The sequence below is a fragment of the Xanthomonas sp. NCPPB 1638 genome, from assembly GCF_041475635.2.
Lineage (GTDB): Bacteria > Pseudomonadota > Gammaproteobacteria > Xanthomonadales > Xanthomonadaceae > Xanthomonas > Xanthomonas cucurbitae.
Genome location: NZ_CM192984.1, coordinates 4,229,344 through 4,243,709, shown reverse-complemented (window position 1 = coordinate 4,243,709; position 14,366 = coordinate 4,229,344). Strand labels below are relative to the sequence as shown.

General features: G+C 68.3%; 12 protein-coding genes. 9 read left to right on the top strand and 3 right to left on the bottom strand.

Features of this window, described 5'->3' with window-relative positions:
• Positions 1 to 6 precede the first annotated feature (6 nt).
• The 3 genes from ACCQ13_RS18440 to rpoH all read left to right on the top strand — a co-directional run bounded on the left by ACCQ13_RS18440 (position 7) and on the right by rpoH (position 2,645).
• Positions 7 to 849: a response regulator gene (locus ACCQ13_RS18440; RefSeq protein ID WP_167526965.1), complete on the top strand. Its 843-nt coding sequence runs from the start codon at positions 7 to 9 to the stop codon at positions 847 to 849.
• The gene (ung, locus tag ACCQ13_RS18435) at positions 846 to 1,571 is read left to right on the top strand and encodes a uracil-DNA glycosylase (RefSeq protein WP_159407732.1); all 726 of its coding nucleotides are present in this window, start codon (positions 846 to 848) and stop codon (positions 1,569 to 1,571) included. The genes ACCQ13_RS18440 and ung overlap by 4 nt, the downstream gene beginning before the upstream one ends.
• A gap of 198 nt (positions 1,572 to 1,769) precedes the next feature.
• On the top strand, positions 1,770 to 2,645 hold the full coding sequence (rpoH, locus tag ACCQ13_RS18430; RefSeq protein WP_104603777.1) for an RNA polymerase sigma factor RpoH: 876 nt from the start codon (positions 1,770 to 1,772) through the stop codon (positions 2,643 to 2,645).
• Positions 2,646 to 2,759: 114 nt separating this feature from the next.
• On the opposite strand, the gene ACCQ13_RS18425 is transcribed toward rpoH, so the two are convergent.
• Together ACCQ13_RS18425 and ACCQ13_RS18420 are read right to left on the bottom strand one after the other, a co-directional pair.
• A complete protein-coding gene (locus ACCQ13_RS18425) occupies positions 2,760 to 3,374 on the bottom strand; it encodes a trimeric intracellular cation channel family protein (RefSeq protein WP_104603776.1) in 615 nt (204 codons plus the stop codon).
• 52 nt (positions 3,375 to 3,426) lie between these two features.
• Positions 3,427 to 4,719: an NAD(P)/FAD-dependent oxidoreductase gene (locus ACCQ13_RS18420; RefSeq protein WP_104603775.1), complete on the bottom strand. Its 1,293-nt coding sequence runs from the start codon at positions 4,717 to 4,719 to the stop codon at positions 3,427 to 3,429.
• Positions 4,720 to 4,839: 120 nt separating this feature from the next.
• Between ACCQ13_RS18420 and ACCQ13_RS18415 the strand changes: the two genes are divergently transcribed.
• Positions 4,840 to 5,367: a hypothetical protein gene (locus ACCQ13_RS18415; RefSeq protein ID WP_104603810.1), complete on the top strand. Its 528-nt coding sequence runs from the start codon at positions 4,840 to 4,842 to the stop codon at positions 5,365 to 5,367.
• A complete protein-coding gene (locus tag ACCQ13_RS18410) occupies positions 5,364 to 6,170 on the top strand; it encodes an NYN domain-containing protein (protein ID WP_104603774.1) in 807 nt (268 codons plus the stop codon). The genes ACCQ13_RS18415 and ACCQ13_RS18410 overlap by 4 nt, the downstream gene beginning before the upstream one ends.
• 217 nt (positions 6,171 to 6,387) lie before the next feature.
• Here ACCQ13_RS18410 and ACCQ13_RS18405 read toward each other — a convergent pair whose 3' ends face one another.
• Positions 6,388 to 8,610 carry a primosomal protein N' gene (locus ACCQ13_RS18405; protein ID WP_274391997.1) on the bottom strand — a complete coding sequence of 741 codons (2,223 nt, stop codon included), beginning with the start codon at positions 8,608 to 8,610 and terminating at the stop codon, positions 6,388 to 6,390.
• 459 nt (positions 8,611 to 9,069) lie between these two features.
• Between ACCQ13_RS18405 and ACCQ13_RS18400 the strand changes: the two genes are divergently transcribed.
• The 4 genes from ACCQ13_RS18400 to sppA all read left to right on the top strand — a co-directional run bounded on the left by ACCQ13_RS18400 (position 9,070) and on the right by sppA (position 14,310).
• Positions 9,070 to 10,101, top strand: a complete 1,032-nt coding sequence (locus ACCQ13_RS18400; protein WP_159407730.1) for a hypothetical protein — start codon at positions 9,070 to 9,072, stop codon at positions 10,099 to 10,101.
• On the top strand, positions 10,088 to 10,678 hold the full coding sequence (locus tag ACCQ13_RS18395) for a DUF3106 domain-containing protein (protein WP_159407729.1): 591 nt from the start codon (positions 10,088 to 10,090) through the stop codon (positions 10,676 to 10,678). Before ACCQ13_RS18400 ends, ACCQ13_RS18395 begins: the two co-directional genes overlap by 14 nt.
• Before the next feature lie 269 nt (positions 10,679 to 10,947).
• Positions 10,948 to 12,324: an MATE family efflux transporter gene (locus ACCQ13_RS18390; protein WP_104603770.1), complete on the top strand. Its 1,377-nt coding sequence runs from the start codon at positions 10,948 to 10,950 to the stop codon at positions 12,322 to 12,324.
• An 84-nt stretch (positions 12,325 to 12,408) separates the two neighbouring features.
• Positions 12,409 to 14,310: a signal peptide peptidase SppA gene (gene sppA, locus ACCQ13_RS18385; RefSeq protein WP_159407728.1), complete on the top strand. Its 1,902-nt coding sequence runs from the start codon at positions 12,409 to 12,411 to the stop codon at positions 14,308 to 14,310.
• The last annotated feature ends 56 nt before the right edge of the window (positions 14,311 to 14,366 follow it).

The window sequence follows — 14,366 nt, the reverse complement described above, 5'->3', positions numbered from 1 at the left end:
CCTGCCATGCACCCACCAGATCTCAAGCACCTCATCAGCGATGCACCGCGCGTGATGGTCGTCGATGGCTCGAAGCTGGTGCGCAAGCTCATTGCCGACGTGCTCAAGCGCGACCTGCCCAATGTGCAGGTGATCGGCTGCGCCAGCATCGCCGACGCGCGCGATGCGCTGGAAGCCGGCGCCATGGATCTGGTCACCACCTCGCTGTCCCTGCCCGATGGCGATGGCCTGGCGCTGGCGCGCAGCGTGCGCGAAGCGGCCGGCCAGGCCTATGTGCCGGTGATCGTGGTGTCTGGCGATGCGCAACAGCATCTGGTCGAACGCCGCTTCACCGAATACGTCACCGACTATTTCGACAAGGCGTTGGGCCACGAAGCGCTGGCCACCTTCATCCGCGGCTACGTGCAGCCCGAGCCGGTGGTGGGTGCCACCGTGTTGTACATCGAGGACAGCCGCGTGGTGGCCGAGGCGACCAAGCGCATGCTCGAACGGCAGAGCCTGAAAGTGGTGCACGTGCTCACCGCCGAAGATGCGTTCGCGCTGCTCACCGCCGAATCGCTGGGCCGCACCGAGCGCCGCATCGACGTGGTGCTGACCGACGTCACCCTCAAGGGCGAGCTCAACGGGCGCGATGTGGTCGAGCGCATCCGGATCGACTTCGCCTACGGCAAGCGCCGCCTGCCGGTGCTGGTGATGACCGGCGACACCAACCCGCGCAACCAATCCGAGCTGCTGCGTGCCGGTGCCAACGATCTGGTGCAAAAGCCCATCGAAGAACGCCTGCTGGTGACCAAGGTGCTGTTCCAGCTGCGGCTGGCCCGTCTTGAGGATCAGGCTGTCACGCTGTGAGCGAAGTGGAAGGGCGCATCCAGCTGGAACCGTCGTGGAAGGCAAAGGTGGGCGATTGGTTGCTGCGCCCGGAAATGCAGGAGCTCTCCGCTTTCCTGCGTCAGCGCAAGGCGGCCGGCGCGCGGGTATTTCCGCCCGGCCCGCAGATCTTCGCCGCCTTCGATGCCACCCCGTTCGATCAGGTCAAGGTGGTGATCCTCGGGCAGGACCCGTATCACGGCGAAGGCCAGGCGCATGGGCTGTGCTTTTCGGTGCTGCCGGGTGTGCCGGTGCCGCCGTCGCTGCTCAATATCTACAAGGAAATCCAGGACGATCTGGGCATCCCGCGTCCCGATCATGGCTATCTGATGCCGTGGGCGCGGCAGGGCGTGTTGCTGCTCAACGCGGTGCTGACGGTGGAGCAGGGCCGTGCCGGCGCGCACCAGAACAAGGGCTGGGAAGGCTTCACCGACCATGTGGTGGAGACCCTCAACCGCGAGCGCGAGGGCCTGGTGTTCCTGCTGTGGGGCAGCTATGCACAGTCCAAGGGCAAGGTCATCGACCAGGCCCGGCACCGGGTGTTCAAGGCGCCGCATCCTTCGCCGCTGTCGGCGCATCGCGGTTTCCTGGGGTGCACGCATTTCTCCAGGACCAACGAGCATCTGCAGCGCCGTGGTCTGGGCCTGATCGACTGGTCGCTGCCGCCCCGCAACGCGCTGGACACAACCTCGGCCGCCGGCTGAACGGCGCCAGCGCCGGGCGCATTGGCGGCCGTTTTGTCACGGTCTGCGCAGGGCGGCGGTGGTAGCGTAGGCCTTGAAATCGGGGAGTTCTACGGTGGAACGCCGTGGGGATCTCAAGCCCGAATGTCCTATGAATGGAACGCTGGGAACTCTTTCTATACCCGGCAGTCCAATAGTTCGACTGCTAAGATGGTGCCTATGAACCAGACGACTTCCACTGCCCTCGTGGCAAACAATCTCCCGATTCCCAGTGCGCTCGGTTCGCTGGACGCCTACATCGGTGCCGTGCACCAGATCCCGGTGCTGTCGGTCGATGAGGAGCAGACTCTGGCCCGCCGCTTTCGCGACGAGCTGGATCTGGACGCCGCGCGCGAACTGGTCCATTCCCACCTGCGCTTCGTGGTGCATGTGGCCCGCGGCTACAACGGCTACGGCCTGCCGCTGGGCGACCTGATCCAGGAAGGCAATATCGGCCTGATGAAGGCGGTCAAGCGCTTCGATCCGGACATGGGCGTGCGCCTGGTCAGCTTCGCGGTGCATTGGATCCGTGCGGAAATGCACGAGTTCATCCTGAAGAACTGGCGCATCGTCAAGGTCGCCACGACCAAGGCGCAGCGCAAGCTGTTCTTCAACCTGCGCAAGTCCAAGACCCGCCTGGGCTGGCTCAATGCCTCCGAAGTGACCGCGGTCGCCAAGGACCTGAACGTCTCCGAGCGTGAAGTGATGGAGATGGAGTCGCGCCTGTCCGGCCGGGATATCGGGTTCGATGCCTCCTCGGACGAGGACGACGACCATGGTCCGCCGTCGCCGGTGAGCTACCTGGTGGCCAACGAGGAAGATCCCTCGCAGGCCTACGAGCGGCACGACAGCGAAGACAACCAGCTGCAGTTGCTTCGCGAAGGCATGGCCGGCCTGGACACGCGTTCGCGCGATATCGTCAAGCGTCGCTGGCTGGATGCGGAGTCCAAGGTGACGCTGCAGGAACTGGCCGATGAGTACGGTGTGTCGGCCGAGCGCATCCGCCAGATCGAGGCGAATGCGCTGAAGAAGATGAAGGCGCTGTTCGTCGCCTGATCCAGTCGATAGGCGGTAACCCCTGCACAAACGGCCCGGGCGATCCGGGCCGTTTTGCGTTGCGGCGCATTGCGCGCGAGGGCGGCGCCTGGCCCCGAAGCGCTGGCCGGCACCTCACTCCGGCAAGCGCGCCACCGGCAGATGCCAGCCATAGCGGATGGCCATGAAACGCAGGCCGAAACAGACCCCGGCGCCGATGGCCAGCGACCAGGCCTGCGGTACGTCCAGCACATGCCCGATCGCCACCAGGCCGCCACCGGCGAGCGCCGCCACGGCATACAGTTCGGCCTGTAACACTACCGGTGTGCGTGCCACCAGCAGGTCGCGCGCGATGCCACCGCCGATGCCGCTGAGCATGCCCAGCAAGGTCGCGCTGAGCGGGCTGAGGTGATAGTCCAGCGCCTTGCTGGTGCCGTACACCGCGAACAGCGCCAGCCCCGCCGCATCGAAGAGTTGCACCGGGTTGCGCAGCCGCTCCACTGCCGCATGCCAGTAGAAACCGGCCACGCCGGCCAGGCAGGCAGTGAGCAGGTAGTGCGGCTGCACCAACGCGGCCGGTGGGGTAGCGCCGATCAGCACATCGCGCACGATGCCGCCGGAAACCGCCGCCGCGCACGAGAGCACCAGCACGCCGAACAGGTCCAGGCGATTGCGCACCGCCACCGTCGCACCACTCAAGGCGAACACGAAGGTGCCGAGCAGATCCAGCAGAAACAAGGCAGTCGCCACGGTCAGGCCATCGAATCGGGCCGCACAGCATCGCGTACCGCACGCGCCGCTGTCATCCGTCCTTGCTGCTGGGTGGCGGGTCGTCGCTGGCGCCGCCGAAGATGATGCGCGCGGCGCGCTGGTAGCTCCAGTACGCCATCGCCCAGTTCACCAGCACCACGAAACGGTTGCGGAAGCCGATGAGGAAATAGACATGCGCGGCCAGCCAGAACCACCACGCCACGATGCCGGACAACTTGAGCTTGCCCACGTGCACGATGGCCGCCATGCGGCCGATGGTGGCCAGGTTGCCGTAGTCCTGGTACCGGAAAGCCGGCGCGGGCTGGCCGCGCTGACGCGCACGGATCGCCTTGGCGATGTGCTTGCCCATCTGCTTGGCCGCTGGCGCCACGCCCGGGACCGGCCGGCCGTTCTGCTGCACCGAGGCCAGATCGCCGCCGACGAAGATCTGCGGGTGGCCGGGCACGCTCAGGTCCGGGTCCACCAGCACCCGGCCGGCGCGGTCCAGCGGCACGCCCAGCGTGCGCGCCAGCGGCGAGGCCGCCACGCCGGCGGCCCACACCACCGTGCGCGCGGGCACGAAGGTCTGGCCGAGCTGGTAGCCCAGCGCATCGATCTGCGTCACCGGGGTGCCGGTGTGTACTTCCACGCCCAGCCGCTCCAGCTGCTTGCGTGCCTTGTCGGTCAAATCTTCCGGGAACGACGGCAATACGCGCGGGCCGGCTTCGACCAGGCGGACGCGTGCCTGGCGCGGGTCGATGTGGCGGAATTCGTTCTTGAGCGTGTGGCGGGCGATCTCGGCCAGCGTGCCGGCCAGTTCCACGCCGGTGGGGCCGCCGCCGACCACCGCAAAGCTCAGCCAGGCGGCGCGTGCGGCAGGGTCGGTCTCGGCTTCGGCACGCTCGAAGGCCAGCAGGAGCTTGCGGCGCAGGACCAGCGCGTCGTGTAGCGTCTTCAACCCGGGTGCGTGCTCGGCCCACTGGTCGTTGCCGAAGTAGGCATGGGTGGCGCCGGTGGCGAGCAGCAGCAGGTCGTAACCGACCGTCTTGCCGTCGGCCAGCACCACCTCGCGGCGGCCAGGTGCGATGTCGGCCACATCGCCGAGCAGTACTTCGACATTGCGCTGCGCGCGCAGGATGTGTCGCAAGGGTGCGGCGATGTCCGGCGCCGACAGGCCGGCGGTGGCCACCTGGTACAGCAGCGGCTGGAACAGGTGGTGATTCTGGCGATCGATCAGGGTGATGCGGATGCCGGGATCGTCGAGCGCGCGGGTCGCCCACAAACCGGCAAAACCACCACCTACCACGACCAGATGCAGCGGAGCGGAGGAGGGGGAAGAGGTCATCGTAGAAGTCCGATGGAACGCGACGCGGGCTTTACAGCATGCCAAGGTGCCAATGAACATGACGCCTGGGGCACGGCGCGCCTGCAGCATCCTGTGGCATCCACCTTCAACGGTCTTTGCATGTCCTCGCTCCCACCGCCCTTGCCCCCGCTGCCAACGGCGCCAGCGCACACCGCAGCACCGCGTGCCCCGGCCGCCGAGCAGAAGCGCAGCGGCGTGGCCATTGGCCTGATCGGCATCCTGGCCTGCGCCAGCGTGTTCGGGGTGGTGGTGCTGGCTGCGGCCCTGTGGCTGGTCAATATGGGTTGGTCGCTGTTGGCCGACCAGGCGCGCAGCGCCATGCAGGACGATGCGCTGGTGCAGGAACATATTGGTCAGATCCGCAGCATGCGGCTGGATCTGCTGCGCACGGGAATGACCTCAAGCGGGGAAGAGTTCGTGTTCGACGTGGAAGGCGACCGCGGCGCCGGCCGCGTCAAGGCGACCTGGGTCACTGCCGGCGCCGATCGGGAGATCCTGAGCGATGGCGTGCTGACACTGCGCGATGGCACCGAGTACACCTTGCCGGCTGCAGCGACGACGTTCGAGACCGACGCAGAACCGGAATCGGCAATTGGTAGCGCCACCGACACTGCAATGGAGCATTGAGCATGACCGATCATCCCGACAAGCGGATCGCCCTGCTGATCGACGCCGACAACGCGCCCGCCGGCAAGATCGACGTGGTGCTGGCGGAAGTGGCGCGCTACGGCGTGGCCAATGTGCGCCGCGCCTATGGCAACTGGAAGAGCCCGCACCTGAAGGGCTGGGAAGCGGCGCTGCACGATTATGCAATCCGGCCGATCCAGCAATTTGCCTACAGTTCCGGCAAGAACGCCTCGGACATGGCCATGGTGATCGATGCGATGGACCTGTTGTACGCGCGCAATCTGGATGGCTTTGCCATCGTCTCCAGCGATGCAGACTTCACCCCGTTGGTGATGCGCCTGCTGACCGATGGCATGAAGGTCTATGGCTTTGGCGAGAAAAAGACACCGGCACCGTTCGTCAATGCCTGCTCCAAATTCACCTACGTGGAAGCCCTGGGCGAACAGGCCGCCGCAGCCAGCGACACTGCCGCCGGGCGCAAGGATGCCACCGCGCTGCGCGGCGACACGCGGCTGGTGCAGATGCTGCGCAACGCCATCGTCAGCGCCTGCGAAGACGATGGCTGGGCGTTGCTGAGCGCGGTGGGCAAGCAGGTGGCCAACCAGGCCTCGTTCGATCCGCGCAACTACGGTTATCGCAAGCTCAGCGATCTGGTGCGTGCGATCGGCGTGTTCGAGATCAAGCAGGACGAGCAGGCACTGTGGGTGCGCGACACGCCCAAAGGCGCGAAGACCGCACCACCTGTCGCATCGGAGAGCAAGCCAACCGTGCGTGCACCCGCCAAGCCTGCTCCAGGCAAATGAAAACCACCCCTGCAATGCGCATGACCGCATCGTCGAAGATCACGTGTGTCGTAGGAGCGCGCCTGAGCGCAATGAGGCGTTACCGATAACGCCTCATCGCGCTCAGGCGCGCTCCTACGACTATGCGTCAAGTACCACCAGTGTGAGGACGCGTTGCGCCTCGCGCACCAAGCCCGTCGCGCTCAGGCGCGCTCCTACGACGAGACTGTTTATCCAGCTAATACAAATCGATCGGATCCACATCCAGCGACCAGCGCACGCGGCGTGCCTGCGGTAGCGCGTAGATTGCCGGCAATTGGGCATCGAGCAGGCGGTGCAGCGCCGGGCGCTGCTGGGCGGAGAGCAACAGTTGGGTGCGCTGGAATCCGGCGCGGCGCGGCATCGGTGCAGGCATCGGGCCATAGCATTCCACGGCCGTCAACGCGGGTGATGGCGTGGAGGCCGCGTCTACAGTCAGCCCGCGCACCGCCTGCAGGAACTGGTTGGCTGCCGCCACGTCCTTGGCCTCGGCGCGGAACAGTGCCAGGTGGGCGAACGGCGGAAAGCCGGCGGCCTCGCGTTGCTGCAGTTCGGCATCGGCAAAGGCGTGATAGCCGCCGTTGACCAGGGTCTGCAGCAGGGGATGATCGGGATGGTGCGTTTGCAGCCACACCTCGCCCGGGCGTTCGGCGCGCCCGGCGCGCCCTGCCACCTGGATCAGCTGCTGGGAGAGTTTTTCGGCCGCGCGGAAGTCTGCAGAGAACAGGCCCTCGTCGATGCCCACCACCACCACCATGGTCAGCCGTGGCAGGTCGTGTCCCTTGGCCAGGATCTGGGTGCCGACCAGGATGCCGGCCGCGTTGCCGAGCCGGGCGAGTTGGGTTTCCAGGGCGTCGCGGCGTTGGGTGGTGCTGCGGTCGATGCGCACCACCGGCACGTCCGGGAAGGCCTCGCTGAGGCGTTCTTCCAGGCGTTCGGTGCCGATGCCCTGCGGTTGCAGCGCCAGGCTGGCGCAGGCCGGACAGGCCAGCGGTGCGGGCTGGCGCGCGCCGCAGTGATGGCATTGCAGGCGGCGACCGCCGGCATGCACGGTCATCGGGGTCTGGTGCAGCGGCGTGCTGCAGCGGTGGCAGGCGGCGGTCCAGCCGCAGTCGTGGCATAGCAGCACCGGGGCGTAACCGCGGCGGTTCTTGAACACCAGCACCTGCTCGCCACGCGCCAGGGTGGCGCCGATGCCGGCCAGCACCTCCGGCGAGAGCCCGTCCTTGAGCGGGCGCTTGCGTACATCCAGCACGCGCACGCGCGGCGGGCGTGCTTCGCCGGCACGGCGCGACAGGCGCAGGTGCTGGTAGCGGCCGGCGTAGGCGTTGTGCAGGCTTTCCAGCGAGGGCGTGGCGCTGCCCAGGATCACCGGCACGTCCAGTGCCTTGCCACGCACCAAGGCGAAGTCGCGGGCGTGATAGCGGATGCCGTCCTGTTGCTTGTAGCTGCCGTCGTGCTCCTCGTCGATCACGATCAGCCCGGCCTTGGGCAGCGGGGTGAACACCGCCGAGCGCGTGCCGACGATCAGCTGGGCTTCGCCGCGCCAGGCCGCGGCCCAGACCCGGGCGCGCTCGCCATCGGACAGGCCCGAGTGCAGTGCATGCACCGGCACCCCCAGGCGCGCGCGGAAGCGGCCCAGCGTCTGCGGGGTCAGGCCGATCTCCGGGACCAGCACCAGCGCCTGCCGGCCGGCGGCCAGGCAGTCGGCGATCGCCTGCAGATAGACCTCGGTCTTGCCGCTGCCGGTGACGCCATCGAGCAGATAGGTGGCAAAGCCGCTGCGCGCGCGAATCGCCGCAGCGGCGGCCTGTTGCTCGTCGTTGAGCGCCGGGCCGTTGCCGGGACGGGGCGGGAGGGCATCGGCGGCCACCGCCACGCGTTCGGCGTGGCCACGCTTGGTCAGGCTGCGCGCGGCCTGCCGCCACTGCGGTAGCAGCGGGTCCAGTTGGTCTTCGCTCACCGCGCCGGCCTGCAGCAGGGTCGCCAGCAATGCTGGCCGGCTGCCGGCGCGCAGGCTGCTCGTCCCGGTCTGCCCGGCTTCGGTGAGCTGCCAGGCCCAGGCGTGGGTATCGGCCAGCGGTTCGCCGCGACGCAGCGGGCCAGGCAGGGCGCTGGCCTGGGCCTCGCCGAGCGGCGCATGGGTGTAACGGGCCAGCCATTGCAGCGAGCGGGCCAGTTCCTCCACCAGCAGCGGCGCCTCGTCGCACCAGTCCAGCGCCAGGCGCAGCCCCTCGGCCGACGGCAGCTGGCCGATCTCCACGACCACCCCGACCAGCTCGCGCGGGCCGAACGGCACCCGCACCCGGCAGCCGATCCTTGCCGGGTCGGTCAGCGGAGCAGCAGCGGGGGGCAGGTAATCGAATAACTGCGGCAATGGCACCGGCAGGGCGATGCGCAAGGTAGGGACGGTCGAAGGCATCCACGCAGTCTACCGACCCCGCCGGCCACCACCGACGGACACGATTCCTGCGCGTGAGTCCGGCGTGATGCGTTGCGACGCATTTCTGTGACCTGGGTAATAAACACGACGTAAACCTATACGAGGACTGAGAAAACAGGTTTATCCACACCGCCTGTGGATAAGGCTGTGAATTAGTCGCATGCTCCACGCCGTGAAGGCGGCATCACAGGCCTTCCCAACCTCTTGGACATTTTTTAGCCACATGGATAAAGATAAATAAAATCAGTATGTTAGGCGTGAAACACGAATGCAATAAAGAAAAACCCGGAGTTGACAGACGGCCGTGTATCGGCATCGCGCCTGCTGTGCACAACCTGCGCAGGCAGCGGTCGCGAGCGGAGCAACAGTGGTGCGATCTGTCAAGCCGTCGCGTCAAGGATCTGCGTCGGTATCATGCCGGCCGATGCTGGAGTTCCCATGACCGTTGTTCCCGATACCCCCGCGACTCCCGCTGCGCTGTCTGCGTTCCTGCGCGGTGTCGAACGCCGGGGTCTGGTGCTGGCACAGTTGCAGTGCGGTGACGTGGCGGCGGCCGAGCGCGCCCTGGCAGCGGCGTTGCGCGCCTTCGGCAGCCAGGCCGCCGGGCGGCCGATGGCGGGTTGGCCAACGCGCTTCTGGAGCCTGCTGGCGGCCGCTCCACCGCTGCGCCGCGACCCCATGCCGGGCACCTGGTTGCCGCCCTTCACGGCAGTGGGTCGGCTGCAGACTTCCGACCGGCTGGCGCTGCTGCTGCGGATCGTGGCCGGGCTGGAGGAGGACGCCGCCAGCCAGGTACAGGGGGTGGCCGTGGCGGACTATCGCCAGGCGCTGGCCCGCGCCTGTCCGCGCGATGCGGCCGGCAACCCGGATGCCCAGGCGTGGCGGGTGCTGGCCGAGGCGGCGCAACAGGAATTGCGCGACCTCAGCCCATCCCAGCTCAGCCGGTTGAGCCAGCTGCGCGATGCGGCGCTGGCCGGCATGCCGCTGCAGCCGGCCGCCCCGGCAGCGCCGTCGCCGGCCCCGGCGCGCCAGCGTCCCGCCCGCGTGCGCAGCACCCGGCAATGGCAATGGACTCGGGTCGATCGCCGCCAGGCCGGCATCGTGCTGGGCGTCCTGGCGCTGGCACTGCTGTTGGCGGTGCTGGCCTGGTGGTGGACGCATCGCCGGCCGGCCTTGCCGCCGGAGCCGGTGTCGCAGGCGCCCGCCGGCGTGCTGCATGTGACCGATGCCGCCCCGGTGTTGGTGGAAGAATTGCCCGCGGCCGACCTGCCGGAGCCGGCCACCGCCCCCGCGCTGGATTCACGCGACCAGGCGATGCTGGCCGATCCGGACCTGGAGCTGGCCCGTTCGGCCGATTTCTATGCCTGGTATGCGGCCGGGCACCCGGTTCCGACAGACGAATCCGGCGCGCATGCCACCGCCGCCGAACAGCCGTCCGCGCCGTTGGAGACCGTCGATGATGCGAACTAAGTGGACCGGGCTGCTGCTGTACGCCGCGCTCGGCAGCGCCTCGGCCCAGGCCCTGCCGGCGGCGCTGGATGAAGGTGGCGCCACGGCGCCTTCGCCCGGCGCGGTGACGCCGACCATCCCCAGCGCCGCCCAGCAACGCGCGCGCTGGGCCGCGTTGACGCCGGCCCAGCAGGCTGAGCTGCGTGCCCGCTATGCGGCGTGGAACGGTCTCACCGCCACCGACCGGGTGGTGCTGCGGCAGGCACGCGAGCGTCTGCATGGCCTGCCCGAGGACCAGCAACGCGCCCTGCGCACCCAGTTCACCGCCATGGATCGCCTGTATCGCGACGGCTGGCGCCTGGGCTCGCAGCTGGGAGCGTTCTATCCGCAGCTGCAGCCGCTGGTGGGGTATGTGCCGGCGTCCGAACGCGAGCGCCTGCTGACGCTGCTGCGTCGCCTGGATGCCGGTCAGCTGGCGCAGCTGGCGGTGCTGGCGCAACGCACCCCGCCGACGCAGCGCGATGGCCTGCGCGCAGACCTGCTGGCGCAGCCGCCGGCCACGCGCAGCGCCTGGCTGAAGCGCCAGCTGGCGCGCTGATCGCCTGCCGCCAGGTCACCGGCCAGGCCGGGCGGCGGTCGCGCCATCGCCTGCCACATCAGGCCCGCGCAGTGGCCGCTAGCGCCGGCTGGTGGGAGAGGACTGCCAGGCGCCAGGCAGATAGCCCCACATCGGCATACGGCCGCGCCCGTCACCGCGGCCGACAGCCGCGCCCCCCGGCGTGGCGGTCCGCGTAAGATGGCGGCCCCGTGCGACCCGGTGCCAGCGCCTTCCGGCACGGCCGTAGTCCGCGCAGCGATCGGTTGCCCATGTCAGTCTCCCCCGCATCTACTCCCGCGACGCCACGCTTTGCCTCGGAAGTGCGCACCACCGGCCTGCTGGCCTTGCCCTTGGTGCTCGGTCACGTCTCCACCGGCTTGATCGGCTTCGTCGATAACGTCATCGCCGGCCACCACGGCACCGCCACGCTGGCGGCAGTGACCATCGGCACCTCGCTGCTGTGGCTGCCGATGCTGGTGCCGATCGGCACCCTGATTTCGTTGACCGCCTCGGTCTCGCAACTGCTGGGCGCCGGGCGCGAGCGCGAGATTGGGCCGTTGTTCCGCCAGGCGCTGTGGCTGTCGCTGGTGCTGAGCGCGCTGATGTTCGCGTTCCTGAGCGTGGTGCCGCCATTGCTGCCCACCTTCGGCATCGCGCCGGACATCGTGCCCGGTGCCACCGACTTCCTGCACGCGGTGCGCTGGGGGGTGCCGGCGCTGACGTTCTACTTCTGCATGCGGTATCTGTGCGAAGGCATGCACTGGACACTGCCGACCATGCTGCTGGGGTTCGGCGGCCTGCTGGTGCTGGCGCCGCTGGGGTACGCGCTCACCTACGGCCGGTTCGGCTTTGCCGAGCACGGGGCCGAAGGGCTGGGCATGGCCTCGGCCATCACCATGTGGGTGCAGGCCAGCGTGTTTGCGCTGTATCTGTGGCGCGCGCGCCGGTTCACCCATTTGGAACTGTTCACTCACCTGGAAGGGCCGCGCTGGCGGGCGATCGGCGATCTGCTGCGCACGGGCCTTCCGATCGGCATCACCGTGTTGATGGAAGGCGGGCTGTTCATCGTCACCGCGCTGCTGATCGGCCGGCTGGGCTCGACCGAGGCGGCCGCGCACCAGATCGCCATCAACGTCGCGCAGCTGTGCTTCATGGTGCCGATGGGTGTGGCCGAGGCCACCACCGTGCGCGTGGGCCACGCGGTCGGCCGCGGCGACCCGCTGGGCGTGCGGCGTGCCGCCTGGGCCGGTTATGCGATCGTGCTGGGAACGCAGGCGCTGTCGGCTGCGACGCTGTTGCTCGGGCACGACGCCATCGTGGGCGTGTATACCGAGGATGTGGCGGTGGCGACGTTGGCCTCGGCGCTGCTGCTGTTCGCTGCCACCTTCCAGTTCCCCGATGGCATCCAGGTACTGTCGGCCGGCGCGCTGCGCGGGCTCAAGGACACCCAGGTGCCGATGTTCCTGGCCACGTTCTCGTATTGGGGGGTGGGCATGCCGGTTGGCGCCGGGCTTGGCCTGGGCCTGGGCTGGGGGCCGCGCGGCATGTGGATCGGGCTGATCCTGGGGCTGACCGTGGCGTCGATCCTGATGGGCCTGCGATTCCGGCATAGCAGCCGACGGCTGACTGCCGGCCTGGCACCCTGACTTTCAGCGCATGCCGCGCGCGCCGCGCAGCCGGTATGCTGGACGTCAATCTCGATCCGCAGCGTCTTTTCGACGGAGTTTTCCATGAACCACCCCGTGCGTCGCAATCCCATCGCCAGCTTCTTCGTCGGCCTGTGGGACGTGATGAATTTCACCCGGCGCCTGATCTTCAACCTGGTGTTCTTCGGCTTTCTGTTCCTGTTGCTGCTGTTGTTGGTGGTGGCCATCGCGCGCGGCGACGGCACCAAGCCGCTGGCCGAGCGCACCACGCTGGTCATCAATCCGGAGGGCACCCTGGTCGAGCAGTTCAGCGCCGACCCGGTGAGCCGGTCGCTGGCCAAGGCGGTGGGCGACAAGAGCGCCGGAGAAGTGCAGCTGCGCGACTTGCTACGGGTGATCGAGGCGGCGGGCAAGGACCGCAAGATCGAGCGGGTGATGTTGAACCTGGACAAGCTGCAGCCGGCCGGTTTCGCCTCGCAGCGCGAAGTGGCTTCTGCATTGCAGACGCTGCGCGCCTCCGGCAAGCAGGTCGTGGCCTTCAGCGAAAGCATGAGCCAGAGCCAGTACCTGCTGGCTGCGCAGGCCAACGAGGTCTACCTGGATCCGATGGGCAGCGTGATGCTGGAAGGGCTTGGTCGCTACCGCCAGTACTTCCGCGAGGGCCTGCAGGACAAGCTGGGCGTGGACGTGCACCTGTTCCGCGTGGGCGAATACAAGTCCGCAGCCGAACCCTACATCCTCGACGCGGCCTCGGCCGATGCCAAGGAAGCGGACCTGTTCTGGATGAACGATGTGTGGCAGCGCTATCTGGCCGACGTGGGCACCGCGCGCAAGCTCAGCCCCGCGCAGCTGACCGCCGGTATCGATACCTTGCCCGAGGGCGTGGTGGCGGCCGGCGGCGACTTGGCCCGCTTCGCGCTGCAGCAGAAGTTGGTCGACGGGCTCAAGACGCGTAGCGAAGTCGATGCCTTGCTGACCAAGCGTGGCGTGGCCGACAGCGATGCCGACAGCGGCTTCCGCAATATCGGCTTCGACGATTACCTGGGCCTGCTGCAGGGCCAGCGCTCGCCGATGGACAGCCGCCCGCAGGTGGCCGTGGTGGTGGCCGCCGGCGAGATCACCGGCGGCGAACAGCCGGCCGGCCGCATCGGTGGCGAGTCCACCGCCGCGTTGCTGCGCCAGGCGCACGACGACGACGAGGTCAAGGCGGTGGTGCTGCGGGTGGATTCGCCCGGTGGCGAGGTATTCGCCTCCGAGCAGATCCGCCGCGAGGTGGTCGCGCTCAAGCAGGCCGGCAAGCCGGTGGTGGTGTCGATGGGCGACCTGGCGGCCTCCGGTGGCTACTGGATCAGCATGAACGCCGATCGCATCTACGCCGACCCATCGACCATCAGTGGCTCGATCGGCATCTTCGGCATGGTGCCGAACCTGACCCGCGCGCTGGACAAGATCGGCGTGCACACCGATGGCGTGGGCACCACCCGTTTTGCAGGCGCCTTCGACATCTCGCGCCCGCTGGACCCGGCCGCCGGCCAGGTGATCCAGGCCGTCATCAACAAGGGCTATGCCGACTTCACCGGCAAGGTGGCGCAGGCACGGCACCAGTCGGTGGAGGCCATCGACAAGGTGGCGCGCGGTCGCGTGTGGAGCGGTGCGCAGGCCAAGCAGCACGGTCTGGTGGATGCCTTCGGCGGCATGTCCGAAGCGCTGGCCGATGCGGCCAACCGCGCCAAGCTGGGCAAGGGCAAGTTCCGCGTGCGCTACGTCGAAAAGCCGGCCACCCCGTTCTCGCAGTTCATGAGCGGCTTTGCCGGCAGCCGCATGGGGGCGTGGATGCTGGGTGACTCGGGCATGGCCCGCGCGCTGCTGGCGCGTTCGCTGCCGGAAGTGGACACCCAGCTGCGCTTCGTCGAGGACGCGGTGCACGACAGCAAGGCCGGCGGTACCCCGGTCAAGGCGCTGGCGTACTGTTTCTGCGGGTTCTGACGCGGCAGGTTCTGCTACTGCATCCCGCGATGACGCCGGCCCTGTGCCGGCGTTGT